The organism is Pseudomonas sp. I8001 (assembly GCF_013385345.1).
Taxonomy (GTDB): Bacteria; Pseudomonadota; Gammaproteobacteria; order Pseudomonadales; family Pseudomonadaceae; genus Aquipseudomonas.
In genome coordinates, this window is sequence record NZ_JACAQC010000020.1 from 1 (window position 1) to 22,159 (window position 22,159).

The following is a 22,159-nucleotide window of genomic DNA, read 5'->3' on the forward strand; positions in this document are numbered from 1 at the left end:
GCGGAACCAATAGCGGCCGTTACCTAAATAACGGATATACACACCCACCCGGCTCCGCATCTTTGATAGGTGTATGTCAGGCGTGTACCCGGACCCACACGCTGACCAAAATCGTAGCCGCCATCAACCATGCCACCGCCGCCACCGCCAGCGAAGCCTCCAGACGCATCCGGTCAACCATCACATACAACGTCGCCAGGTACACAAAGTACGGAATGATCGACCACATCCCGAACACGATCGTGGTCTTCAGATCCTCCACCGACCGACCCTTGCCGACAATGTAATGCGCAATCAACGCGAACGTCGGAAACAGCGGCACCAACCCTGCAATGTAGTAGTTCTTGGTCTTGGCCAGCGCCGCCAGAATCAGCACCACCCCCGCACCCAATGCCGCCTTCAACAATAAATCCACAATGCGCTCCTAGTGGCTCAGCCCGTACTTCTTGACCTTGTCGAACAACGTGGTCTTGGCCATCCCCAGTTCCTGGCTGGCCTGGGTCAGGTTGCCGCCGCTGCGTTGCAAGGCATCGTTGAGCAGGTTGCGCTCGAACGCCTCCACCGCTTCGGTAAAGGCCAGCCCATGGTTGCCGCTGCTGGCGCCGCTCTTCTTGAACGCCGGCAAACCGAGGGCAAACCGCTCGGCCACGTTGCGCAGTTCACGCACGTTGCCCGGCCAGTCATGGCTCATCAGGCTGGACAGGGTCTGGTTGTCGAGGTCCGGCGCGGTGCGGTCGAAACGCAGCGACGACTGCTGCAGGAAGTGTTCGAACAACTGCAGGATGTCTTCGCGGCGTTCACGCAGCGGCGGCAGTTCCAGGGTCACCACGTTGAGGCGGTAGTACAGGTCGCTGCGAAACTGGTTGGCGCGGCTCAGGTCGTCGAGGTCGGACTTGGTCGCGGCGATCACCCGGCAATCCACCGCCACGCTCTGGTTCGAACCCAGGCGTTCCAGGGTGCGTTCCTGCAACACCCGCAGCAGCTTGATCTGCAGGTTCATCGGCATGCTTTCCACTTCGTCGAGGAACAGCGTGCCTTCGTGGGCGTGTTCGATCTTGCCGATGCGGCGCTTGCCGGCACCGGTGAACGCGTTGGCTTCGTGGCCGAAGATTTCGCTTTCGAACAGGTTCTCGGGCAGGCCGCCGCAGTTCAAGGCGACGAACTGGTGGGAGTGGCGCCGGCTGAAATCGTGCAGGCAGCGCGCGACCAATTCCTTGCCGGTGCCGGTCTCGCCCTCGATCAACACGTTGGCCGAGGTGTCGGCGACGTTGGCGATCAATTCCCGCAGGTTCTGCATGGCCGGGGAGCGGCCGATGATCCGGCCTTCCAGCGAATCGCGCTCGGCCAGTTGCCGGCGCAGCGACCAGACTTCCCGGGCCAAACCGCGTTGTTCCAGGGCGCGGCGGGCTACGTCCACCAGGCGCTCGGGAGAGAAGGGTTTCTCCATGAAGTCATAGGCGCCGTTGCGCATCGCGCCCACGGCCATGGAGATATCGCCATGGCCGGTGATCAGCACCACCGGCAGGCTTTTATCCAGGGCCTTGAGCCGGGTCAGCAACTCCAGGCCGTCGATGCCCGGCAGGCGAATATCGCTGATGACGATGCCGGCGAAGTTTTCACCGACGAGGGTCAGGGCTTCTTCGGCACTGCCCACGCCCACGCTGGGAATGTCTTCCAGGGCCAGGGCTTGCTGGCAGCCGAGCAATACATGGGGGTCGTCTTCGACGATCAGGACGGTCAGGTCGGTGGTTTTTTCTGCGTTCATTTCGACTCGACTTGTTGAGGGCTCGCCAGCGGCAAACTCAGGACAAAGGCAGTACCACCGCTGGCCGGATGCTCGACGGCGAGGTTGCCGCCGGTCGCCGCCGCGAGGCTGGCCGACAGCGTCAGGCCGAGGCCCAGGCCTTGTTCGCCGGGTTTGGTGGTAAAGAACGGTTCGAACAAATGCTTGCGGGTCTCGGGATCAATCCCGTGGCCGTTATCGCGCACCCGCAGGCGATATTTGCCGTCGGCGATGTCGCCTTCCAGCCACAGTTCGGGGGCCGGTTGCGCCTGCATCGCATCCAGGGCGTTGCCCATCAGGTTGACCAGGATCTGCTCCAGGCGTGTCTGGTCGATCTGCAACTGCGCGCTGCTGAAGTGGCGGTGCACCGTCAGCGGCAGGGTCTCCAGGCGACTGCCGAGGATCTGGAACGTAGCGTCCACCGCCTTGCCCAGATTGGCTTCGCCCTGGTCATCGCCACGCCGGGCAAAGGAGCGCAGGCTGGCGGTGATGCGACCCATGCGGTCGATCAGTTCGTTGATGGTCTTGAGGTTAGCACTGGCGGTGTCCAGCGCCCCACGCTCAAGGAAGCGCACGGTGTTGCCCGACAGGGTACGCAGGGCGGCCAGTGGCTGGTTCAATTCATGGGCGATGCTGGTGGACATCTGGCCGATGGCCGCGAGTTTGCCGGCCTGCACCAGCTCGTCCTGGGCCCGGCGCAAGGTTTCCTCGGCCTGGCGCCGCTCGCGAATCTGGCTCTTGAGCCGCTCGTTGCTGGCCCGCAGGTCGGTGGTGCGTTCGGCAATCCGTCGCTCCAGCTGGTTATTGGCTTCCTGCAGGGCTTCCCGGGCGGCGAGGCGGGTGGCAATCACCTTGCGGCGCTCGTTCCAGGCAATCAGCAGGAATGCCACCAGCGCAAAGGCTACGGCCACCAGTATGCCCTGGTTGATGGCGGCCCGGCGCAGGTCGTTCAGCGGGGTGAGCAGGGTGAAATTCCAGGGGGTGTCGTTCAGCGGGCGGGTCTGGGCCAGGTAGCTGACCTCATGCTCGTCGGCCACCACTTCGCTGTTGGCCGGGAAGGTCAACTTCTCGGTGCCTTCGTTGAGGCGCTCGCGGGCCAGTGGTTCCAGCTCGTTGAGCGTCGCCCAGTAGTATTGCAGGCTGTGGGCAAGGCGGTCCTTGGTGTCATCGCTCAATGGCCGCACGGACTTGAGGCGACGGGCCGGGTCGCTGGAGAGAATGATGATGCCATTCTCGTCACTGACGAAGGCCTCCAGGCGCGCCCGCTGCCAGCGCTCTTCCAGCGCTTCCAGACGTACCTTGACCACGGCGACGCCGATGATCTTGCCGTGCTCTTCCAGACCATGGGCCAGGTAATAGCCGGGTTCGCCGTTGGTGCTGCCGATGCCGTAGAACCGGCCGGGCTGGCCGCGCACGGCATTCTGGAAATAGGCACGGAAGGACAGGTCTTCACCCTGGTAACTGTCGGCATCGCGCCAGTTGCTGGTCGCCAGCACACGGCCGGTGGTGTCCATCACGTAGATCGCCCGGCTGCGACTGCGCCGGTTCAGGCCTTCGAGGTAGTCGTTGACGGTTTTGCGGGTTTCTTGATTCGGGTCGGCCAACAGCCTGGAGACGCTGGATTCCAGCTCCAGGAGACTGGGCAGGTAGGTGTATTTGCTGAGTTCGCTCTCGACGGTGCGGGCGTGCAATTCCAGTTGGCGTTCGCCGGTATCGCTGAGGGTGCGGATCCCATAGAACTCGCTGATCCAGAAGCCGACGTAACCCAGTCCGATCATCAGGGCGATGATCAGCGGCGGCAGGAACAATTGGCGAATCAGACGAGGCTTCACGGCAAGTGATGGCGGCGCGGCGCGAAAGAGGTTGGGGTCGCATTTCATCACAGATGCCTTGGGTCAACCAGAGCTGCCAGCTTGCGCGGTCACGTGTGGGAGCAGGCTTGTGTGGGAGCTGGCTTGCCTGCGATTGCATCACCTCGGTGTAACTGACACATCGAGGCGCCTGCATCGCGGGCAAGCCCGGCTCCCACACAAGCCAGCTCCCACCCAAGCCCGGTTTTCACTGGGGAGCAGTGGTGCTTTTAGTGCTGCAGGATTTTCTCGAGGAAGTGCTGCGCACGCTCGGAGCGGGCGCTGATGTCGCCGAAGAATTCCTCTTTCGGGCAGTCTTCGATGATCTTGCCGGCGTCCATGAAGATCACCCGGTCGGCTACCTTGCGGGCGAAACCCATTTCGTGGGTCACGCACATCATGGTCATGCCTTCCTGGGCCAACTGCACCATCACGTCGAGCACTTCGTTGACCATTTCCGGGTCGAGGGCCGAGGTCGGTTCGTCGAACAGCATGACGATCGGGTCCATCGCCAGCGCACGGGCAATCGCCACACGCTGTTGCTGGCCGCCGGAAAGCTGGCCCGGGTGCTTGTGGGCGTGAGCCGACAGGCCGACGCGCTCCAGCAGTTGCAGGCCCTTCTTGGTGGCTTCTTCCTTGCTGCGGCCCAATACCTTGATCTGCGCGATGGTCAGGTTTTCGGTGATGGTCAGGTGCGGAAACAGCTCGAAGTGCTGGAACACCATGCCAACGCGCGAGCGCAGTTTCGGCAGGTTGGTCTTCGGGTCGGCAATGGAGGTGCCATCGACCACCACGTCGCCTTTCTGGAACGGTTCCAGGGCGTTGACGCACTTGATCAGGGTCGATTTGCCCGAGCCGGACGGCCCGCACACCACGATCACTTCGCCTTTTTTAACCTCGGTGCTGCAATCGGTCAGCACCTGGAAGTCGCCATACCACTTGTTGATATTCTTGATAGAGATCATACGGCAAACCTTTTTTGCAGACGCTTGACCAGCAGCGAGGCGGAAAAGCTGATGATGAAGTAGACGACACCGGCGAAGATCAGGAACTCATTGGAGCGGCCGATGATGTCGCCGTTGGAGCGGGCGGAGTTGAGGAAATCCACCAGGCCCACGGTGTAGACCAGCGAGGTGTCCTGGAACAGGATGATCGACTGTTGCAGCAGCAACGGGGTCATCTTGCGGAACGCCTGGGGCAGGATGATCAGGCGCATGGTCTGGCCGTAGGTCATGCCCATCGCTTGCGCCGCGGCCATCTGGCCCTTGGGGATCGACTGCACGCCGGCCCGCACGATTTCACAGAAGTACGCCGCCTCGAACATCATGAAGGCCACGACGCAGGAGGTGAACGCGCCGATCGGGGTGTCTTCGCCGGTGATCCAGCGCAGCACGAACGGCACCGCCAGGTAGAACCAGGTGATCACCAGCAGCAGCGGGATCGAGCGGAAGTAGTTCACGTAGGCGCCGGCCAGGCGCGACAGCAGTTTGCTGGACGACAGGCGCATCAGCGCGAGGATCGTACCCAGGATGATACCGCCGACCACGCCCATGACCATCAACTGCAAGGTCATGACCATGCCGTTCCACAGGCCCGGGATGGCGGGGATGATGCCACTGAAATCGAATTCCATTATTTACCCCCCACGGAGATCAGGCCGGGCACGGCGACTTTCTTCTCGATCACGCGCATCAGCAGCATCAGGCTCATGTTCAGGGTGAAATAGATCAGCGTGGCCAGGGTGAAGGCCTCGAACAGGTTGGCCGAGAACTCGGCGGTCTGTTTGGTTTGCGCCAGCAGTTCCATCAAGCCGATCAGGGACGCCACGGAGGAGTTCTTGAAGACGTTGAGGAATTCCGAGGTAAGCGGCGGAATGATGATGCGGTAGGCCTGGGGCAGCAGCACGTTCCAGTAGATCTGCGGCAGCTTGAAGCCCATGGCGCGTGCGGCGGATTCCTGGCCCCGTGGCAGCGCCTGGATGCCGGTACGCACTTGTTCGCACACACGGGCGGCGGTGAACAGGCCCAGGCACACCACAACGCTCAGGTAGGCCGAGGTGGTCGGGTTGAGGTCTTGTTTGTACCAGTCCTGCAGGTTCTGCGGCAGCAGGTCGGGTATCAGGAAATACCAGATGAACAGCTGAACCAGCAGCGGTACGTTGCGAAACAGTTCCACGTAGCAGGTCGCGATGCCCGATACGATGCGGTTTGGCACGGTGCGCATGACGCCCAGAATGGACCCCAGCAGCAAGGCGATGATCCATGCCACGACGGCGATGGCAATGGTCCAGCCCAAGCCGGCGATGTACCAGTCGAGATAAGTCTCGCTGCCCACGCCGGTGGACTTGAAGAACACGCCCCAGTCCCAGTTGTAATTCATTAGGGTCTCCCCTCGAGATCGATCGATGTACAAGCACCCGCTTGGGGAAGATCCTTTCCCGCCCGACGGTGAACGCCAGGCACACGCGATCGGCTCGAAAACCGCCAGGTCGAGTGTTCCAAAATTAAAGCCAGCAGGTAGCAACAGACGCCTGAGGGAGGGTTGGCTCCCTCAGGACATAAGCTTAGTCAGGTATCAGATTTTTACGTCAGGCGCTGGCTTGTCGCTTGGGTTGGCGATCAGATCCTTGACCTTGTCGCTCATCGGGAAGTTGAGGTTCAGGCCTTTTGGTGGAATCGGGCTCTCGAACCACTTGCTGTAGATCTTGTTGATCTCGCCGGACTTGTACAGGCCGACGATCGCATCATCCACGGCCTTCTTGAAGGCTGGGTCGTCTTTGCGAACCATGCAGGCGTAGGCTTCGAAGGACTGTGGAGTACCGGTGATGACCCAGTCGTCCGGCTTCTTGGCCTTGGCTTCTTCACCGGCCAGCAGGGCGTCGTCCATCATGAAGGCAACGGCGCGGCCGCTTTCCAGCATCTGGAAGGATTCGCCGTGGTCCTTGGCGGAGATGACGTTCATGCCCATCTGCTTGTCGGCGTTCATCGCCTTGATGATGCGCTCGGACGTGGTGCCGGCGGTGGTCACGACGTTCTTGCCTTTCAGGTCGGCGAAATCGCTGTAGGACGGCTTGCCTTCCTTGTCTTTCTTGACCAGCAGGCGGGTGCCGATTTCGAAGATATTGACGGTGAAGTCAACCTGCTGGGCGCGTTCGGCGTTGTTGGTGGTGGAGCCGCACTCGATATCCGCGGTGCCGTTCTGGATCAGCGGGATACGGGTTTGCGAGGTGACCAGGTTGTACTTGGTCTTCAGGTCGGGTTTGTTCAGGTCTTTTTTCAGGGCTTCAACGATAGCCAGCTGAATGTCGTGGGAGTAGCCCACGGGTTTGCCCGAACCATCCGCGATATAGGAAAACGGAATGGAGCTGTCGCGGTGAGCGAGAGTGATCGTGCCGGAGTCGTTGATTTTCTTCAGTGTGCCGGTGAGTTCGGCGGCGAAAACTGGAGTGCTGATCAGAGCAGCAGCGATAGCTGCGCCCAGGATATGGGGAACGATGCGCATCAATACTTCCTCGACATTTGTTTTTTTTATGAGACCGGTTGGGACGGCCACGTTTTTATATAAACAGTACTGCGAAAGCCTGTGACGGCTCCTGAGGCGCCTCAGGCAATCGCCTACGAGTGTAGAGCATGAGTCGTGCCAGACCAGAAATAAAAGGTTAACCATATGATTTATATAGATATTAACTTTGTGTTACAGGTTTTTTCTCCTGTTTTGGTCCGGCAAACCGAATAGGTTGAGCTATGGCGTTCGGAAAACCGAATGGCGGCGTGGGCCTGTATCGCCCATGAAAAAGCCCCGGGAGTGTGGCTCCCGGAGCTTTTGGGTGTGGCTCTGTCAGAACGTGTAGTCGGCCGACACCACTGCCGCGCGGCCATCGCCGGGCACTGCCCAACCGTTGTTGCGGATACGGGTGAGGTACTCCTTGTCGAACAGGTTGTTGACGTTCAACTGCAGGTTCAACTGTTTGTTGACCTTGTAACCGAGCATCGCACGCTGCACCGCATAGCCGGGCGAAGTCGGCGAGTTGGCCGCGCTGACCAGGTACTGCTTGGTTTGCGCCGTGATGCCGTAGCCCACCTGGAAGTCGTAGGGCAGGTCGTACACCGTCCAGATGCTGGCTGCATGTTTGGGGGTGAAGGTCAGCGGCTCGCCTTTCTGCACGTCGATGCCGGTGGTCGCCAGGGTGTAATCGCTGGCGCTGCGCAGCACACGAGTGTTCAGGTAGGTGTAGTTGGCGAAGACTTTCCAGCGGTCAGTAAGTTGGCCGCTCAGGCCCAGCGCCACACCGTCTGCACGTGCCTTGCCGTCGAGGGTCTGGGTGCCGCTCAGGTTGCTCGGGTCATTGTCGGCGACTTTATAGTTGGTGCGGTCATTGCGGAAGATCGCGCCCGTCAGCGAGAGGGCATTGTCGAGCAGGTCCCACTTGGTGCCGATCTCATAGCTGACGGCGGTTTCCGGGGAAACATCGCAGTTGTTGGTGGCGATGCTTGAGCTTTTGGCCGGGGTGTAGCAACCCCCATTGACGCTGGCCTGGGACGGCGTCTTGCTGTTGCCGTAGGCGATATAGAAGCTGCCGTTTTCCACCGGTTTGTAGACCAGCGCCAGGCGGTAGGAGGTCAGGTCATCCGCCTGGCCGTAGCGAGTGCCGGGCGTTTCCACGCCAGTGCTGGAATAGGCATTGGTCACCGAGCTGCCGGCGTTGTGCTCGTAACGCAGGCCGCCGTTGATTTCCCACTGTGGGTTGAGCTTGAGCGTGTCGAAGGCATAGGCGGCGCGGTTGTTCAGCGCGCCGTCAATGTGGGCGGCCCGGGTGAAGTTGACGGGGCCGGACCATTCGGAGTTCGGGTCGCTGTAGCTGACCGGTGGTGGGACGATGGTGCTGCCGTTGGCGTTGGTCAGCCATTTACCGGTATCCGCCTCGTATTCCTCGCGGCTGATGGCGATGCCGGTCACCAGCGTGTGGTCGATGAACCCGGTGCTGAAGTGGCTGGTGACGTCGGTCTGGTTGGTGAACATCTTGTTCTGGGTGTTGCGCTCGTTACCCAGTGAGCCGCCGCTTGGCTGGAAGTAGCCCGGCTGCAGGCCTGCGGCGCAAGGGGCGCCGGTGATCTGGGTGCCGCTGGCCAGACAGCCGGTCAATGCACCTTCGGGGCCTGAGGCGCGCAGGTCCTGGCGCACCCGCTCGACGCGGGTGAAGTTGCGCACGGACACGGCGTCGTTGAAGTCGTGTTCGAGCTTCAGGCTGAACGAGTCCGAGGTGATTTGCTGGTCATTGATGTTGTGGTAGCCGTAGTAGTCACTCCAACCCACGCCCGGCATGGGCTTGCCGTTGTAGATCGGGATACCGTATTGCGGTGTGTTGTCGTCTTTCTGGTGCTCATAACTGACGGTGACACGTGTCGGCGTGCCCAGGCCAAACGCGATGGAGGGCGCGATGCCCCAGCGTTCGTAATCTTCATAATCGCGGCCAGGCACGTCGTTACCATGGGCCATCAGGTTCAGGCGGAACGCGGTGGTGTCGTTCAGCGTCTGGTTGGTGTCCAGGGTGGTGCGCTTGTAGTTATCGGTGCCGATGCCCGCACTGATGGTGGTTTTGTCGCGTAATTCCGGCTGTTTGCTCACCAGGTTGATGGTGCCACCGACCGCGCCGGAGCCGGAATACACCGAACTTGCGCCGCTGACGACTTCGACCTGCTCCAGGTTGAACGGGTCGGTTCGGCTGTACTGCGCGCTGTCACGCACGCCGTCTACGTAGATGTCGCCGCTGGCGGAGAAGCCGCGCAGGTTGATGCTGTCGCCATACCCGCTGCCGCCTTCGCCGGCACCGAAGGTGATCCCCGGCACGGTGCTGAGCACGTCGCGCAGGGTCAGCAGGTTCTGGTCATGAATGACTTCCTTGGGCACCACCGTGATGGTCTGCGGCGTGTCGCGCAATGGCTCGGTGTACTTGGGGGAAGAAGGCGCCACAGGGTTGTAGACGCTCTGGCTCGGGGCCTGGCCTTCGATGCTGGTCGCGCCGAGTTGGATGACCCCTGTGTTGTCTTCTGGTGCGGGCTCCGCCGCGTAACTGAATCCTCCTTGCGCAGCCACTGCCAGGCCCACTGCCGACGCGAGCAAATGCCGCGATGAGAGGGGGGCAGAACTGATGCCGGTAGCCATTGAGTAATCTCTTGTTAGTGTTAGTGAGATGCGATCGTAATTGATAAGCGATCTCAAATGTAATACTTTGTAACCAAATAAATCATGAAACTTTTTGCGGTCCTTGATCGCTACTCGGGGCAGGAATGCAGAGCGCACAGCCAGGCAGCGAGCCCTCGGATATCGGTGATAACCCGCGTGCCTATGTGCGCTGGGTGATGCATGCGGCACAGCTGGGAGATGCCGACGCACAGGCGACCCTGGCCCAGCTGCTGCTCGACGGTCGTGGCGTGCAGAAGGATGAGGCGCAGGGGTTGAGCTGGTTTCGCATCGCTGCGCGGCAGCGTCACCCCATGGCGATCAACATGATCGGGCGCTGCCTGGAGAATGGCTGGGGCTGCGAGGTCGACTTGGAAGACAGTGCGCGGCATTACCGCAAGGCCGCCGATCTGGGGCTGGATTGGGGTTTGTATAACTACGGCCAGTTGCTGACGCGTGGCCGTGGTGTGGAGCGTGACCTTGTCGCGGCATATGAACTCTTCCGCCAGGCTGCGGCCAAGGGGCACGCCAAGTCGATGAACCTGTTGGGTCGGTTCCACCATGAAGGCGTGGTGGTGCCCAAGGATGTTCAACTGGCGCGCCAGTGGTATCAGCGCTCAGCCGAGGCCGGGGATTTCCGCGGGCAATACAACCATGCTGCGGAGCTGGCTCACGACGGCGACGAAGTGCAGGCCTGCCTATGGTTGGAGCGGGCTCTCGCGACGGCCACGCCAGGCTTTTTGCAGGCGGCTTATCCCGTGTTGCTGGGTTCTGCCTTCAGCGGGATTCGTGAAATGGGCCTGCGCTATCAGCGTCATCTGCAGGCATGAAAAAGCCCCTGGACCTTTCGGTGCAGGGGCTTTTTTACGTCGGGCTGATCAGGCCGCTTCGATCTTGCCGCGGTTGTGCTCAACCTTGGACAGGTAACGCTGCACGTTCTCCTGCTCCTGCGGCGTGGTGAACAGGCCCAGCTTGCTGCGGCGCCACAGGATGTCCTGGGGCTGAGTGGCCCATTCTTCAGCGCACAGGTAATCGACTTCGCGGGTGTACAGGCCGCCACCGAGGTGGTCACCCATGTCCGCCAGCGATTGCACGCCTTCCAGCAGGCGCCAGGTGCGGCTGCCGTAAGTGGTGGACCAGCGACGGGCAATCTCGCTCGGCACCCAGTCGTATTTGCTACGGATTGCATCGGCCAGGGCTTCTGGCGTGCTCATGTTTTCGCCGCCGGGCAGGGTGGCTGTAGCCGTCCAGCTTGGGCGCATCTGCGTGAAGTAAGGCGCCAGTTGTGCCATCGCCGATTCGGCCAGCTTGCGGTAGGTGGTCAGCTTGCCGCCGAACACCGACAGCAACGGCGCCTCGCCCGAGGTGCCGGACAGCGCCAGGGTGTAGTCGCGGGTCACGGCCGACGGGTTGTCGGACTCGTCGTTGCACAGCGGGCGCACGCCGGAATAGGTGTGCACGATGTCATCGCGGCTCAGTTGTTTCTTGAAGTGCGCGTTGACCACGTTGAGCATGTAGTCGGTTTCACCTTCGGTAATCGCCACTTTCGCCGGGTCGCCGGTGTATTCGCGGTCGGTGGTGCCGATGATGGTCAGGTGATTCAGGTACGGAATGGTGAAGACGATACGCTGGTCTTCGTTCTGCAGGATGTGCGCGTGGGCGCCTTCATACAGCTTCGGTACGATCAGGTGGCTGCCCTGGATCAGACGGATGCCGTAGGGCGAATCCAGCTTCAAGTCATCCTTGATGAACTTGGCCACCCACGGGCCGGCGGCGTTCACCAGCGCTCGGGCGCGGATCGAGAACAGGCTGCCGTCGGCACGTTCCATGTTCATTTCCCACAGGCCTTTGCTGCGGTGTGCGCTGACGCAACGGGTCTGGGTGTGGATGTGCGCACCCTTTTCCCGCGCAGCCATGGCGTTGAGTACTACAAGGCGGGCGTCGTCGACCCAGCAATCGGAGTATTCGAAGCCTTTGGTGATTTCGCTTTTCAGCGGGCTGTCGGGGCCGAACTTGAGGCTCTTGGAGCCTTCGAGTTTTTCCCGCTTGCCCAGATGGTCATACAGGAACAGGCCGGCGCGAATCATCCATGCCGGACGCAGGTGCGGGCGGTGAGGCAATACAAAGCGCATCTGCTTGACGATGTGCGGGGCCTTGGCCAACAGCACCTCACGTTCAGCCAGGGCCTCGCGCACCAGGCGGAATTCGTAATGCTCCAGGTAACGCAGGCCACCGTGGATCAGCTTGCTGCTCGCGGAGGAAGTGTGGCTGGCCAGGTCGTCCTTTTCGCAAAGGAATACCGACAAACCGCGACCGGCTGCGTCTGCTGCAATCCCGACGCCATTGATCCCGCCACCGATAACGGCGACGTCATAGACTTCGGCAAGCGGTGGGGCAGGCAAGGTAGAAGGGTTCATCGGCTGGCCTCGCAATCTTTTTCGTATTGGAATTCGAACATAAATGTTCATTTGCGAAAATGGTAGCTTATAAACGCAGGTACAGCCAGCCCGCTTCGATTGAAAATACTGATCGAAGGGCGAACAAAGGAAAATTTGTGAACATCAGGGGGCAGGACACCCCCTGTATAGGCTTACACCACTTCCAGTCGAATCTTGTGCTGATTCAACAGTTGCACCAGTGCCGGGACCGGCTGCTGATCGGTGACTAAACAATCAATCAAACTGATGGGTCCCAGGCGAATCATGGCGTTGCGCCCGAATTTGCTGGAGTCCGCCGCCAGGATCACCTTGCGCGCATTGGCAATGATCGCCTGGGAAACCCGTACTTCCTGATAATCGAAGTCCAGAAGGCTGCCGTCTTCATCGATACCGCTGATGCCCACCAAGGCGAAATCGACCTTGAACTGGTTGATGAAATCAACGCTGGCCTGGCCTACCACACCGCCATCCCGGCGCACGTTGCCGCCGGTCAGGAGTACGTCGAAGTCGTCTTTGGCACTCAGCATCATGGCGACGTTGAGGTTATTGGTGATGATTTTCAGGTGGCTGTGGTTAAGCAGCGCACGCGCGATCGATTCGGTGGTGGTACCGATGTTGATAAACAGCGAGGCGTGATCGGGGATTTGCGCGGCGATGGCTTCGCCGATGCGCTGTTTTTCGTCGCGCATCTGGTCGGCACGCATGGCGTACGCGGTGTTTTCAACGCTGGAATCATAGGCTGCGCCGCCATGGTAGCGGCGCAACAGATTGGCTTCCGCCAGTTGATTGATATCGCGGCGGATGGTTTGCGGGGTGACAACGAAGAGCTGCGCCATTTCCTCGATACTCACATAGCCGCGTTCGCGAACCAGTTCGAGGATTTGTTGCTGGCGGGGAGGCAGATTCATGGTGCGTCCTTTGGGCTGCCGTAAAAAGTGGCCCATGATGACGCAGGAATCTGCTCCCTGCCAGTTACAACCCTATGCGCGTCCGGCGCTTGGCTTATTCAGCGCCTTCGTGGGGTTCCCAGTCGCGGGTGCGGCTGACTGCTTTCTGCCAGCCGGCGTAGAGTTTTTCCTTCGCTGCTTCTTCCAGCTGCGGTTCGAATTGACGCTCGATTACCGCCTTGCCACGCAGTTCGTCCAGGCTGCCCCAGAAACCGCACGCCAGGCCGGCCAGGTAGGCGGCGCCCAACGCGGTGGTTTCGCGCATTTGTGGGCGTTCAACCTGGGTACCGAGGATGTCGGCCTGGAACTGCATCAGGAAGTTGTTGGCGACCGCGCCACCGTCTACCCGCAGGGATTTGAGGCGTTCGCCGGAATCCTGCTGCATGGCATCGAGTACGTCGCGGGTCTGGTAGGCAATCGACTCCAGGGCTGCACGAATGATGTGATCCACGCGTACACCACGGGTCAGGCCGAACAGCGCACCACGGGCATACGGGTCCCAGTACGGAGCGCCCAGGCCGGTGAAGGCTGGCACCAGGTACACGCCGTTGCTGTCCTTGACCTTGCCGGCGAAGTATTCGGTGTCGGTGGCATCGGCGATGATCTTCAACTCATCACGTAGCCATTGCACGGTGGAACCGCCGTTGAACACGGCGCCTTCCAGGGCGTAGGCCACTTCGCCACGCGGGCCGCAGGCGATGGTGGTGAGCATGCCGTGCTTGGATTTCACCGCCTTGTCGCCGGTGTTCATCAGCAGGAAGCAGCCGGTGCCGTAGGTGTTTTTCGCCTGGCCCGGTTCTACGCACATTTGGCCAAATAGCGCCGCCTGCTGGTCACCGGCGATACCGCCGATGGCGATACCGCTTTTGGTGCGACCGTAGATTTCCGAGGAAGACTTCACTTCCGGCAGCATTTCGCGCGGCACGTCGAGAATCTCCAGCATCTTCGAATCCCATTCCAGCGTGTGGATGTTGAAGAGCATGGTGCGCGAGGCGTTGGTGTAGTCGGTGACGTGGGTCTTGCCGCCGGTAAATTTCCAGATCAGCCAGCTGTCGATGGTGCCGAACAGCAGCTCGCCGTTACGCGCACGTTCGCGGCTGCCTTCGACGTTGTCGAGGATCCACTTGAGCTTGGTGCCGGAGAAGTACGGGTCGGTGACCAGGCCGGTGGTGTCGTTGATGTATTGTTCGTGGCCGTCGCGCTTGAGCTGCTGGCAGATCTCGGTGCTGCGGCGGCATTGCCAGACGATCGCGTTGTAGATCGGGCGGCCGGTGATTTTGTCCCAGACCACGGTGGTTTCACGCTGGTTGGTGATACCGATGGCCGCGACCTGGTCATGGTGCAGGCCGGCTTGTGCCAGGGCCTCGACCATCACCGCGCTCTGGGTGGCGAAAATCTCCATCGGGTCATGTTCGACCCAGCCGGCTTGCGGGTAATGCTGGGTGAATTCACGCTGGGCGGTGCAGACCACGTTGGCGTCACGATCGAAGATGATCGCCCGGGAACTGGTGGTGCCCTGATCGAGGGCAATGATGTAGTTCTTATTCTGAATGTCGGTCATGTCGATTGCCTTGGACGGAGAATAGGGAAGTCAGTAAACAGCCTGGGCCGCAAAAGGGCAGTACGGTCCAGGCTATCGCATCAGGAAGTACGGGTTTTGGCGGTGGCAGCCGCTTCGGTTGCATCAGTTGTAGCAGGTGCGGCGCTGGGCAGGTGACGGGCAATCAGCCCGCGATAGGCGGCAGCACCGAGGCAGGCGCCGACAATCGGCGCAAAGATCGGAATCAGGAAGTAAGGAATGTCGCGCCCGCCAGTGAAAGCCATTTCACCCCAACCGGCGAAAAAGGTCATCAGCTTGGGGCCGAAGTCACGGGCCGGGTTCATCGCAAAGCCGGTCAGCGGGCCCATGGCACTGCCAATCACGGCGATCAGCAAACCAATCAGCAGCGGCGCCAACGGGCCGCGGGGCAGTCCATTGTTGTCGTCGGTCAGGGCCATGATCACGCCCATCAGGATCGCGGTGATGACCATTTCCACCAGGAACGCCTGGGCCGTGCCCAGCAGCGGATGCGGGTAGGTGGAGAACACCGACGCCAATTCCAGGCTGGCCTGAGTGCCGCGAATCATGTGGTGGGTTTGTTCGTAATCGAAAAACAGGTTGCTATAGAGCGTGTAAACCAACGCGGCCGAGCAGAAGGCGCCGGCGACCTGGGCGATGATGTAGAACGGCAGTTTGCGCTTGTCGAAATCGGCAAAGATGCACAGGGCGATACTGACCGCCGGATTGAGGTGAGCCCCGGAAATGCCGGCGCTCAGGTAGATCGCCATGCTGACGCCGATCCCCCAGATGATACTGATTTCCCACAACCCAAAGCTGGCACCCGCGACCTTGAGCGCAGCAACACATCCGGTACCGAAGAAGATCAGCAACGCAGTGCCCAGGAATTCGGCCATGCATTGACTTGAAAGTGAAGGCTGTTGAAGAGCAGTTGTCATGGAAAACCTCTGTTTTTGTTGTTGTCTGGCGTTTTGCCGCAACGGGCAATCGGCGATTTTCACCGTGGCGAGGATCCCCATCCTGTTCGCGGCTTACTGCTGTGAATCCGTAGGTGCATTCCTACAGTATTCGTAAACGAAAAAATATAGACAAGAATGACGGCTGTCAAAGGTCGAAAGTGAACGATCGGTCATTTTGTAATTATTGGTGTGATGAATGATCGTGCCGTGGGCGCGGGAAGCGGCAGGGAAGGTGCGCGTGAGGGCGTGGCAGAGGGCTTCGGACTAGAGCCTTTTGCTTGTTGTTGGCCTAGAATTGGCTGTCTGTTTTTTCACCTTTTTGCCAAGCCTGGAGCCCACATGACGCCCGCATTGGACCTGTTGAAAAAAGTTCGCGCCGAACATCGAATTCACAGTTACGAACATGACCCCAAGGCAGCGTCCTATGGTCTGGAGGCCGCGGAAAAATTGGGCCTGGACCCGGCGCAGGTGTTCAAGACCCTGCTGGCCAGCAGTGAAAAAGCCGAACTGCTGGTGGCGGTTGTGCCGGTCGTCGGAAGTTTGGATTTAAAAGCGTTGGCGCAGGCGGCAGGGGTAAAAAAGGTCGAGATGGCAGACCCGGCAGCGGCGCAACGGGCCACCGGTTACTTGTTGGGCGGCATCAGCCCGCTGGGGCAGAAGAAACGCCTGCGCACCTTCATCGATGTGACGGCGCAGTCGTTTCCGACAATTTTTATCAGTGCGGGGAGAAGGGGGCTTGAGGTGGAGTTGGCAGCGACAGTGCTGGCCGAACACACCCAGGCCAAGTTCGCGGAAATTGGCCGGGCGTGATGCGTTGACGTCAGGAGGCGGTGCTGTAGCGTCGAACGCCTGACTCAACCTGAGGGATTTGTGCTGCGGTGCTGCCTGAGGCCTGGAACAACACCAGGTGCTCGGCTGCCACGCGAATGCCCACGTCGGCACCGACCAAGTGATCGGCGTGGCTGGGGAAGATCGACTCCAGCTGAGCGCCTGTCGGCAGCTGCAAGCGATACAGGGTCGACGCGCCGAGGAACGTCTTGCCGACAATCCGCGCCTTCAAGGCGCTGTCCGGTGCATAAACGATGTCGTCCGGGCGCAGCAACACATCCACCGCGCCGCCGGTTGGCCAGGTGTAGGCACGATTGCCGCGCAACTCCCCCAGTTCGGTGGTAACCGATTCTGGCGTGTTCAACTGCCCGCGAATGAAGTAACCCTGGCCAATGAAGCTGGCGACAAAGGGTGTCAGCGGTTCGTGATAGAGGTTGTAGGGCGTATCCCACTGCTCCAGGCGACCTTCCTTGAACACACCGACATGGTCACTCACTGCGAAGGCTTCTTCCTGGTCGTGGGTCACCAGAATCGCACTGGTGCCCCGCGCCTTGAGGATATCGCGTACTTCGTGGCTGAGTTTGCGCCGCAGTTCGCCGTCGAGGTTGGAGAAGGGTTCGTCCAGCAGCAACAATTGCGGTTCCGGCGCCAGGGCGCGAGCCAGGGCGACGCGTTGCTGCTGGCCGCCCGAGAGTTCGTGGGGGAAGCGCTTGCCGAGGTTCTTCAGGTTCACCAGTTCAAGCAATTCAGCGACCACACGCTCTTTTTGCGGGTGCTTGCGAATGCCGAAGGCGATGTTGTCAGCCACGCTGAGGTGTGGAAACAGCGCGTAGTCCTGGAACACCATGCCGATCCGACGTTTCTCCGGGGCCAGTGTGAAACCGGCGCTGGAAATGACTTCGCCTGCCAGGCTGATCTCGCCTTCATGCACCGGCTCAAACCCGGCAATCGCTCGCAGCGTGGTGGTCTTGCCGCAGCCCGAGGAGCCCAGCAGGCAACCGATGTCGCCGGCGTTGAGGTGCAGATTGAGGTTCTGCACCACCCGTTGGTCTTGATAGCCGCATGCCAGATTGCGCAGGTTCAGCAGTAGTGGCGGGCTCATGCAGGACGGTACGCCGGCGCAACCAGAAACTCGAGCAGGGCTTTTTGTGCGTGCAGGCGGTTTTCCGCCTGGGCCCAGGCTACTGAACGTTGATCGTCCAGCAGGTCGAGACTGATTTCTTCGCCACGGTGGGCGGGCAGGCAGTGCATGAACAGCACGTCCGGCGCGGCCAGGTCGAGCAGGGCGCGGGTGACCTGGAACGGGGCGAAGAGCTTGAGGCGCTTGGCGGTTTCCTCTTCCTGGCCCATGGAGGTCCACACGTCGGTGCTCACCAGGTGTGCGCCGATGACCGCCTCACGCGGGTCGCGGACGATGGTCACGCGGTCGCCGGCCTGGGCCAGGAAACGTGCATCCGGCTCGTAGCCTTCAGGGCAGGCAACGCGCAATTTGAAGTCGAACTGGATCGCCGCTTCTATATAGCTGTTGCACATGTTGTTGCCGTCGCCGATCCAGGCCACGGTCTTGCCCTGGATCGAGCCGCGCTGTTCGAGGAAGGTTTGCATGTCGGCCAGCAACTGGCAGGGGTGCAGGTCATCGGACAGGCCGTTGATCACGGGCACTCGGGAGTTGGCGGAAAATTCGGTCAGGGTGCTGTGGGCGAAGGTACGGATCATCACCGCATCCAGCATGCTCGACATCACGATCGCGCAATCGCTGATCGGCTCGCCACGGCCCAGTTGGGTATCGCGAGGTGACAGGAAGATAGCCTGGCCGCCGAGCTGAATCATGCCGGCTTCGAAAGACACGCGGGTGCGGGTGGACGACTTCTCGAAAATCATCCCGAGCACGCGGTTTTTCAAAGGCTCGAACAGTACGCCGCGGTTACGCAGGTCTTTAAGCTCAATGCCTCGACGGAGCACGCTGACCAGCTCTTCGGGCGTGCAATCCATCAGGGAGAGAAAGTGCCTTGCGCTCATCATTAACTACCTTTTTGCAACAGACCGCAGATACTCAAAGCCTGGTTTATTTTGAAAACGGGCGAGACCTGCGGCGAAAGCCGCACGGGGCGACGAAATAGGGGAAGGCGCGATCTTATAATTAAATGTCGCGTCTTACCAATAGGGCTACAGTTTTTAGGGGAGTTCAAGGACGCGGGGAGGGCGCTTTTGAAGCCTGTTTCCTGACAGCAGCGGGTCATTTGTACACTGGCGCTGCGCCACATTGCAATGCGTGAGGGCGGGCTGAGGCCGGGCTGCGTCGGTTTCAGCGGGCTGCCGAAGGCTTCTGAAACATTTCCTGATGTTTCCTCATGGCCTGGCCTGATGCCCCTGGATTCACACGACGAACGTTGCTGGCGCTGCTGCCCCGGGCGGGCCATAGTTTTCGTCCGAAGCGCCTAGCCCACAATAAAAGAGACTGGCCATGACCAAGACTCTCCACCACCGTGCCTGCCATCTGTGCGAAGCCATCTGCGGCCTCACACTGGAGACCACCCAGGGCGAAGACGCAAGCCTGGCGATCACCTCGATCAAGGGCGACCCCCTGGATACGTTCAGCCGTGGCCATATCTGCCCCAAGGCCGTGGCCCTGCAAGACATCCAGAATGACCCGGACCGCCTGCACCAGCCCATGTTGCGGGTGGGCAGCGAATGGCAGCCGATCCCGTGGGAAGACGCCTTTGTACTTGTAGCCGAGCGCCTGGCCGCGATTCAGACGCGTCACGGGCAGAATGCGGTGGCGGTGTACCAGGGCAATCCGAGCGTGCACAACTATGGCCTGATGACCCATAGCAACTACTTCCTTGGCCAGCTGAAGACCCGCAATCGCTTTTCCGCCACCTCGGTGGACCAGTTACCCCACCACCTCACCAGCCACCTGATGTACGGCCACGGCCTGTTGCTGCCGATCCCGGACATCGACCATACCGATTTCATGCTGATCCTCGGCGGCAACCCGTTGGCGTCCAACGGCAGCATCATGACCGTGCCGGATGTGGAGAAACGCCTGAAGGCCATCCAGGCTCGCGGCGGTAAAGTCGTGGTGGTTGATCCGCGCCGCAGCGAGACGGCGGCGATGGCCGACCAGCATCTGTTCGTGCGCCCGGGCGGTGATGCGGCGTTGTTGTTCGGATTGCTCAATACACTGTTTGCCGAGAACCTGACCCGTGACAGTCACCTGCCGGTGGACGGCCTGGATGACGTGCGCCACGCCGTGGCCGGATTCACCGCCGAGGCCATGAGCCGTCAATGTGCGGTACCCGCCGAGCAGATCCGCCAGTTGGCCCGGGACTTCGCCGCGGCCGATGCGGCGGTGTGCTATGGCCGCATGGGCGTATCGACCCAGGCGTTTGGCACGCTGTGCCATTGGCTGGTGCAGTTGATCAACCTGGTGACCGGTAATCTGGATCGAGTCGGCGGGGCCTTGTGCACCACGCCGGCAGTCGACCTGGTAGCTTCCACCTCCGGCGGGCATTTCAATCGCTGGCAAAGCCGGGTTTCCGGGCGACCCGAGTACGGGGGCGAGCTGCCGGTATCGGCACTGGCTGAAGAAATGCTCACTGAGGGTGAAGGGCAAATCCGCGCCTTGGTGACGGTGGCGGGCAATCCGGTGTTGTCCACGCCCAACGGCCGGCAACTGGAGCAGGCGCTGGATGGCCTGGAGTTCATGGTCAGCATCGACCTGTATATCAACGAGACCACGCGTTACGCCGACCTGATCCTGCCGTCCACCTCGGCCCTGGAAAACGATCACTACGACACCACCTTCAATATGTTCGCGGTGCGTAACGTCACCCGTTTCAATCGCGCCATCCTGCCGAAACCCGAGGGTGCGTTGCATGACTGGGAAATCTTCGTCGGCCTGGCCCGGGCGTTTGCCGAGAAGACGGGTAATACACTCAAACCGACGATGCCGCCTGCGCAGATGATCGACTTCGGGCTGCGAGCCGGGCCTTATGGCGACAGGTTGTCCATTGCCGCGCTGGCCGATCACCCTCATGGCCTGGACCTCGGGCCGCTGAAACCCAACCTCGCAGGCCGCCTGAAAACCGCCAATGGCCATCTGCAGGCTGCACCGTCGGTTATACTTGCCGACCTGGCGCGCTTTGCCGCGCAGCCGGTGCCCGAGGTGAATGAGTTGCTGCTGATCGGCCGCCGGCATGTGCGCAGCAACAACTCCTGGATGCATAACTACCACCGGCTGGTGAAGGGCAAGCCTCGCCATCAACTGCTGATGCATCCGGATGACCTTGCCCATCGCCAGTTGACTGACGGGCAGCGGGTACGGGTCAGCTCGCGGATCGGCATGATCGAGGTGGAAGTGTTGGCCAGTCTCGACATGATGCCCGGCGTGGTCAGCCTGCCTCACGGTTGGGGCCACGGCCGCCCTGGCGTGCAGATGACCATCGCCAGCGGGCAGCCGGGGGCGAGCGCGAATGACCTGACGGATGAGCGGCAACTGGATGAGCTGTCGGGCAACGCAGCGTTGAACGGCGTGCCGGTGCAGGTGGCGGCGGCGTAAGGATTGTCTGTCGGGGAGTCCGAGCGTCACGCTGGGGTTTGCGTTACAATGCGCCACCGTGCCGACCCATGAGTCGGAAAGTTCCAGCCGAGGTGTTCCATGGATATCATCGAAACGATCAAAGAGCAGATTGCCAACAACACTATTCTGCTTTACATGAAGGGCGCCCCTAACGCTCCCCAGTGTGGCTTCTCCGCAAAGGCTTCCCAGGCAATCATGCAATGTGGCGAGAAGTTCGCCTACGTGGATATCCTGCAGAACCCGGAAATCCGCGCCAACCTGCCGAAGTACGCCAACTGGCCAACCTTCCCGCAGCTGTGGGTTGCCGGTGAGCTGGTCGGCGGTAGCGACATCATCACCGAAATGGCGGCTGATGGTTCGTTGCAGGCACTGATCAAAGACGCAGCGGCCAAAGCAGCTGCGAAGACCGAAGCCTGATTTGTTTTAGGCCGCGGCAATAAAAAGCCCCGCTTCTCGAAAGAGAGCGGGGCTTTTTAGTGGCCGGGAATTGAAGGGTTATTCACCCATCTGCGATTGCAGGTAATTCTCGATAGTCACTTTGTCGATCAGGCCGATTTGGGTTTCCAGCCAGTCGATGTGTTCTTCCTGGTCTTCAAGGATATCTTCCAGCAGTTCACGGCTGCCGAAGTCGCCCTTGGATTCGCAATGAGCAATGGCGGCCTTCAGGTCGGTGTGGCTCTTGCGCTCGAAGTTCAGGTCGCAGTTGATCATTTCCTGGGTGTGCTCGCCGATGTTCAGCTTGCCCAGGTCCTGCACGTTCGGCAGGCCTTCCAGGAACAGGATGCGCTTGATCAGCGCGTCAGCGTCCTTCATGGCCTTGATGGATTCTTTGTATTCACGCTTGCCCAGCTTTTCCAGGCCCCAATCGTCATACATGCGCGCATGCAGGAAGTACTGATTGATCGCGACCAGTTCATTGGCAAGGATTTTGTTGAGTTGCTGGATGACTGTGATGTCGCCTTTCATGATTGGGGTCCTGCCCTGTATTAGCTGTATATAAGGCGGAGTTTGAGCTGCGCATTTACTACTGTCAA

19 protein-coding genes are annotated in these 22,159 nt (G+C 60.6%); 4 read left to right on the forward strand and 15 right to left on the reverse strand.

What is annotated here, in order from left to right; genetic code table 11:
• Positions 1 to 76: 76 nt before the first annotated feature.
• The 8 genes from HX839_RS15145 to HX839_RS15180 all read right to left on the reverse strand — a co-directional run bounded on the left by HX839_RS15145 (position 77) and on the right by HX839_RS15180 (position 9,795).
• Positions 77 to 406 (reverse strand): GlpM family protein, encoded by a 330-nt coding sequence (locus HX839_RS15145; protein ID WP_172834602.1) that lies wholly within the window; start codon positions 404 to 406, stop codon positions 77 to 79.
• An 18-nt stretch (positions 407 to 424) separates the two neighbouring features.
• Positions 425 to 1,765 carry a sigma-54 dependent transcriptional regulator gene (locus tag HX839_RS15150; protein WP_003208736.1) on the reverse strand — a complete coding sequence of 447 codons (1,341 nt, stop codon included), beginning with the start codon at positions 1,763 to 1,765 and terminating at the stop codon, positions 425 to 427.
• Positions 1,762 to 3,663: a sensor histidine kinase gene (locus HX839_RS15155; RefSeq protein ID WP_003208735.1), complete on the reverse strand. Its 1,902-nt coding sequence runs from the start codon at positions 3,661 to 3,663 to the stop codon at positions 1,762 to 1,764. The genes HX839_RS15150 and HX839_RS15155 overlap by 4 nt, the downstream gene beginning before the upstream one ends.
• Before the next feature lie 200 nt (positions 3,664 to 3,863).
• Positions 3,864 to 4,598 (reverse strand): amino acid ABC transporter ATP-binding protein, encoded by a 735-nt coding sequence (locus HX839_RS15160; RefSeq protein ID WP_003208734.1) that lies wholly within the window; start codon positions 4,596 to 4,598, stop codon positions 3,864 to 3,866.
• Complete coding sequence (locus tag HX839_RS15165; RefSeq protein WP_043048812.1) at positions 4,595 to 5,266, reverse strand: ABC transporter permease subunit; 672 nt, start codon at positions 5,264 to 5,266, stop codon at positions 4,595 to 4,597. The genes HX839_RS15160 and HX839_RS15165 overlap by 4 nt, the downstream gene beginning before the upstream one ends.
• Positions 5,266 to 6,012, reverse strand: a complete 747-nt coding sequence (locus HX839_RS15170) for an amino acid ABC transporter permease (protein ID WP_083359915.1) — start codon at positions 6,010 to 6,012, stop codon at positions 5,266 to 5,268. Before HX839_RS15170 ends, HX839_RS15165 begins: the two co-directional genes overlap by 1 nt.
• A gap of 195 nt (positions 6,013 to 6,207) precedes the next feature.
• Positions 6,208 to 7,134, reverse strand: coding sequence for a glutamate/aspartate ABC transporter substrate-binding protein (locus HX839_RS15175; protein ID WP_008433481.1), 927 nt, complete (start codon positions 7,132 to 7,134; stop codon positions 6,208 to 6,210).
• Between the two features lie 336 nt (positions 7,135 to 7,470).
• Positions 7,471 to 9,795, reverse strand: a complete 2,325-nt coding sequence (locus HX839_RS15180; protein ID WP_177019251.1) for a TonB-dependent siderophore receptor — start codon at positions 9,793 to 9,795, stop codon at positions 7,471 to 7,473.
• 125 nt (positions 9,796 to 9,920) lie between these two features.
• Here HX839_RS15180 and HX839_RS15185 point away from each other — a divergent pair, with 125 nt between their 5' ends.
• Positions 9,921 to 10,643 (forward strand): tetratricopeptide repeat protein, encoded by a 723-nt coding sequence (locus HX839_RS15185; RefSeq protein ID WP_177067268.1) that lies wholly within the window; start codon positions 9,921 to 9,923, stop codon positions 10,641 to 10,643.
• A 48-nt stretch (positions 10,644 to 10,691) separates the two neighbouring features.
• Here HX839_RS15185 and glpD read toward each other — a convergent pair whose 3' ends face one another.
• The 4 genes from glpD to HX839_RS15205 all read right to left on the reverse strand — a co-directional run bounded on the left by glpD (position 10,692) and on the right by HX839_RS15205 (position 15,694).
• The gene (gene glpD, locus HX839_RS15190; protein ID WP_008433488.1) at positions 10,692 to 12,230 is read right to left on the reverse strand and encodes a glycerol-3-phosphate dehydrogenase; all 1,539 of its coding nucleotides are present in this window, start codon (positions 12,228 to 12,230) and stop codon (positions 10,692 to 10,694) included.
• A gap of 173 nt (positions 12,231 to 12,403) precedes the next feature.
• Positions 12,404 to 13,159: a DeoR/GlpR family transcriptional regulator gene (locus tag HX839_RS15195; protein WP_003208723.1), complete on the reverse strand. Its 756-nt coding sequence runs from the start codon at positions 13,157 to 13,159 to the stop codon at positions 12,404 to 12,406.
• Positions 13,160 to 13,253: 94 nt separating this feature from the next.
• Positions 13,254 to 14,759: a glycerol kinase GlpK gene (gene glpK / locus HX839_RS15200; protein WP_063027424.1), complete on the reverse strand. Its 1,506-nt coding sequence runs from the start codon at positions 14,757 to 14,759 to the stop codon at positions 13,254 to 13,256.
• An 80-nt stretch (positions 14,760 to 14,839) separates the two neighbouring features.
• A complete protein-coding gene (locus HX839_RS15205) occupies positions 14,840 to 15,694 on the reverse strand; it encodes an MIP/aquaporin family protein (RefSeq protein ID WP_008433490.1) in 855 nt (284 codons plus the stop codon).
• Positions 15,695 to 16,054: 360 nt separating this feature from the next.
• On the opposite strand from HX839_RS15205, the gene ybaK reads away from it, so the two are divergent.
• The gene (gene ybaK, locus HX839_RS15210; protein WP_003208718.1) at positions 16,055 to 16,525 is read left to right on the forward strand and encodes a Cys-tRNA(Pro) deacylase; all 471 of its coding nucleotides are present in this window, start codon (positions 16,055 to 16,057) and stop codon (positions 16,523 to 16,525) included.
• Between the two features lie 10 nt (positions 16,526 to 16,535).
• Here ybaK and HX839_RS15215 read toward each other — a convergent pair whose 3' ends face one another.
• Together HX839_RS15215 and argF are read right to left on the reverse strand one after the other, a co-directional pair.
• Entirely contained in the window at positions 16,536 to 17,645 is a 1,110-nt protein-coding gene (locus HX839_RS15215; protein WP_177067269.1) for an ABC transporter ATP-binding protein, read from the reverse strand.
• Positions 17,642 to 18,562, reverse strand: coding sequence for an ornithine carbamoyltransferase (gene argF / locus HX839_RS15220; protein WP_177067270.1), 921 nt, complete (start codon positions 18,560 to 18,562; stop codon positions 17,642 to 17,644). The genes HX839_RS15215 and argF overlap by 4 nt, the downstream gene beginning before the upstream one ends.
• 445 nt (positions 18,563 to 19,007) lie before the next feature.
• On the opposite strand from argF, the gene HX839_RS15225 reads away from it, so the two are divergent.
• Entirely contained in the window at positions 19,008 to 21,104 is a 2,097-nt protein-coding gene (locus HX839_RS15225) for a molybdopterin oxidoreductase family protein (RefSeq protein WP_177019253.1), read from the forward strand.
• A gap of 99 nt (positions 21,105 to 21,203) precedes the next feature.
• Positions 21,204 to 21,542 carry a Grx4 family monothiol glutaredoxin gene (grxD, locus tag HX839_RS15230; RefSeq protein ID WP_003208710.1) on the forward strand — a complete coding sequence of 113 codons (339 nt, stop codon included), beginning with the start codon at positions 21,204 to 21,206 and terminating at the stop codon, positions 21,540 to 21,542.
• Between the two features lie 78 nt (positions 21,543 to 21,620).
• Here the strand turns inward: grxD and bfr are convergent, their stop codons facing one another.
• A complete protein-coding gene (gene bfr / locus HX839_RS15235) occupies positions 21,621 to 22,091 on the reverse strand; it encodes a bacterioferritin (protein ID WP_008433502.1) in 471 nt (156 codons plus the stop codon).
• Positions 22,092 to 22,159: the final 68 nt, after the last annotated feature.

Excerpts from the sequence above, each read along its gene's own strand:
- HX839_RS15150 (WP_003208736.1), bottom strand. The coding sequence starts at position 1,765 with ATGAACGCAGAAAAAACCACCGACCTGACCGTCCTGATCGTCGAAGAC.
- HX839_RS15155 (WP_003208735.1), bottom strand. The coding sequence starts at position 3,663 with ATGAAATGCGACCCCAACCTCTTTCGCGCCGCGCCGCCATCACTTGCC.
- HX839_RS15160 (WP_003208734.1), bottom strand. The coding sequence starts at position 4,598 with ATGATCTCTATCAAGAATATCAACAAGTGGTATGGCGACTTCCAGGTG.
- HX839_RS15165 (WP_043048812.1), bottom strand. The coding sequence starts at position 5,266 with ATGGAATTCGATTTCAGTGGCATCATCCCCGCCATCCCGGGCCTGTGG.
- HX839_RS15170 (WP_083359915.1), bottom strand. The coding sequence starts at position 6,012 with ATGAATTACAACTGGGACTGGGGCGTGTTCTTCAAGTCCACCGGCGTG.
- HX839_RS15175 (WP_008433481.1), bottom strand. The coding sequence starts at position 7,134 with ATGCGCATCGTTCCCCATATCCTGGGCGCAGCTATCGCTGCTGCTCTG.
- HX839_RS15180 (WP_177019251.1), bottom strand. The coding sequence starts at position 9,795 with ATGGCTACCGGCATCAGTTCTGCCCCCCTCTCATCGCGGCATTTGCTC.
- HX839_RS15185 (WP_177067268.1), top strand. The coding sequence starts at position 9,921 with ATGCAGAGCGCACAGCCAGGCAGCGAGCCCTCGGATATCGGTGATAAC.
- glpD (WP_008433488.1), bottom strand. The coding sequence starts at position 12,230 with ATGAACCCTTCTACCTTGCCTGCCCCACCGCTTGCCGAAGTCTATGAC.
- HX839_RS15195 (WP_003208723.1), bottom strand. The coding sequence starts at position 13,159 with ATGAATCTGCCTCCCCGCCAGCAACAAATCCTCGAACTGGTTCGCGAA.
- glpK (WP_063027424.1), bottom strand. The coding sequence starts at position 14,759 with ATGACCGACATTCAGAATAAGAACTACATCATTGCCCTCGATCAGGGC.
- HX839_RS15205 (WP_008433490.1), bottom strand. The coding sequence starts at position 15,694 with ATGACAACTGCTCTTCAACAGCCTTCACTTTCAAGTCAATGCATGGCC.
- ybaK (WP_003208718.1), top strand. The coding sequence starts at position 16,055 with ATGACGCCCGCATTGGACCTGTTGAAAAAAGTTCGCGCCGAACATCGA.
- HX839_RS15215 (WP_177067269.1), bottom strand. The coding sequence starts at position 17,645 with ATGAGCCCGCCACTACTGCTGAACCTGCGCAATCTGGCATGCGGCTAT.
- argF (WP_177067270.1), bottom strand. The coding sequence starts at position 18,562 with ATGAGCGCAAGGCACTTTCTCTCCCTGATGGATTGCACGCCCGAAGAG.
- HX839_RS15225 (WP_177019253.1), top strand. The coding sequence starts at position 19,008 with ATGACCAAGACTCTCCACCACCGTGCCTGCCATCTGTGCGAAGCCATC.
- grxD (WP_003208710.1), top strand. The coding sequence starts at position 21,204 with ATGGATATCATCGAAACGATCAAAGAGCAGATTGCCAACAACACTATT.
- bfr (WP_008433502.1), bottom strand. The coding sequence starts at position 22,091 with ATGAAAGGCGACATCACAGTCATCCAGCAACTCAACAAAATCCTTGCC.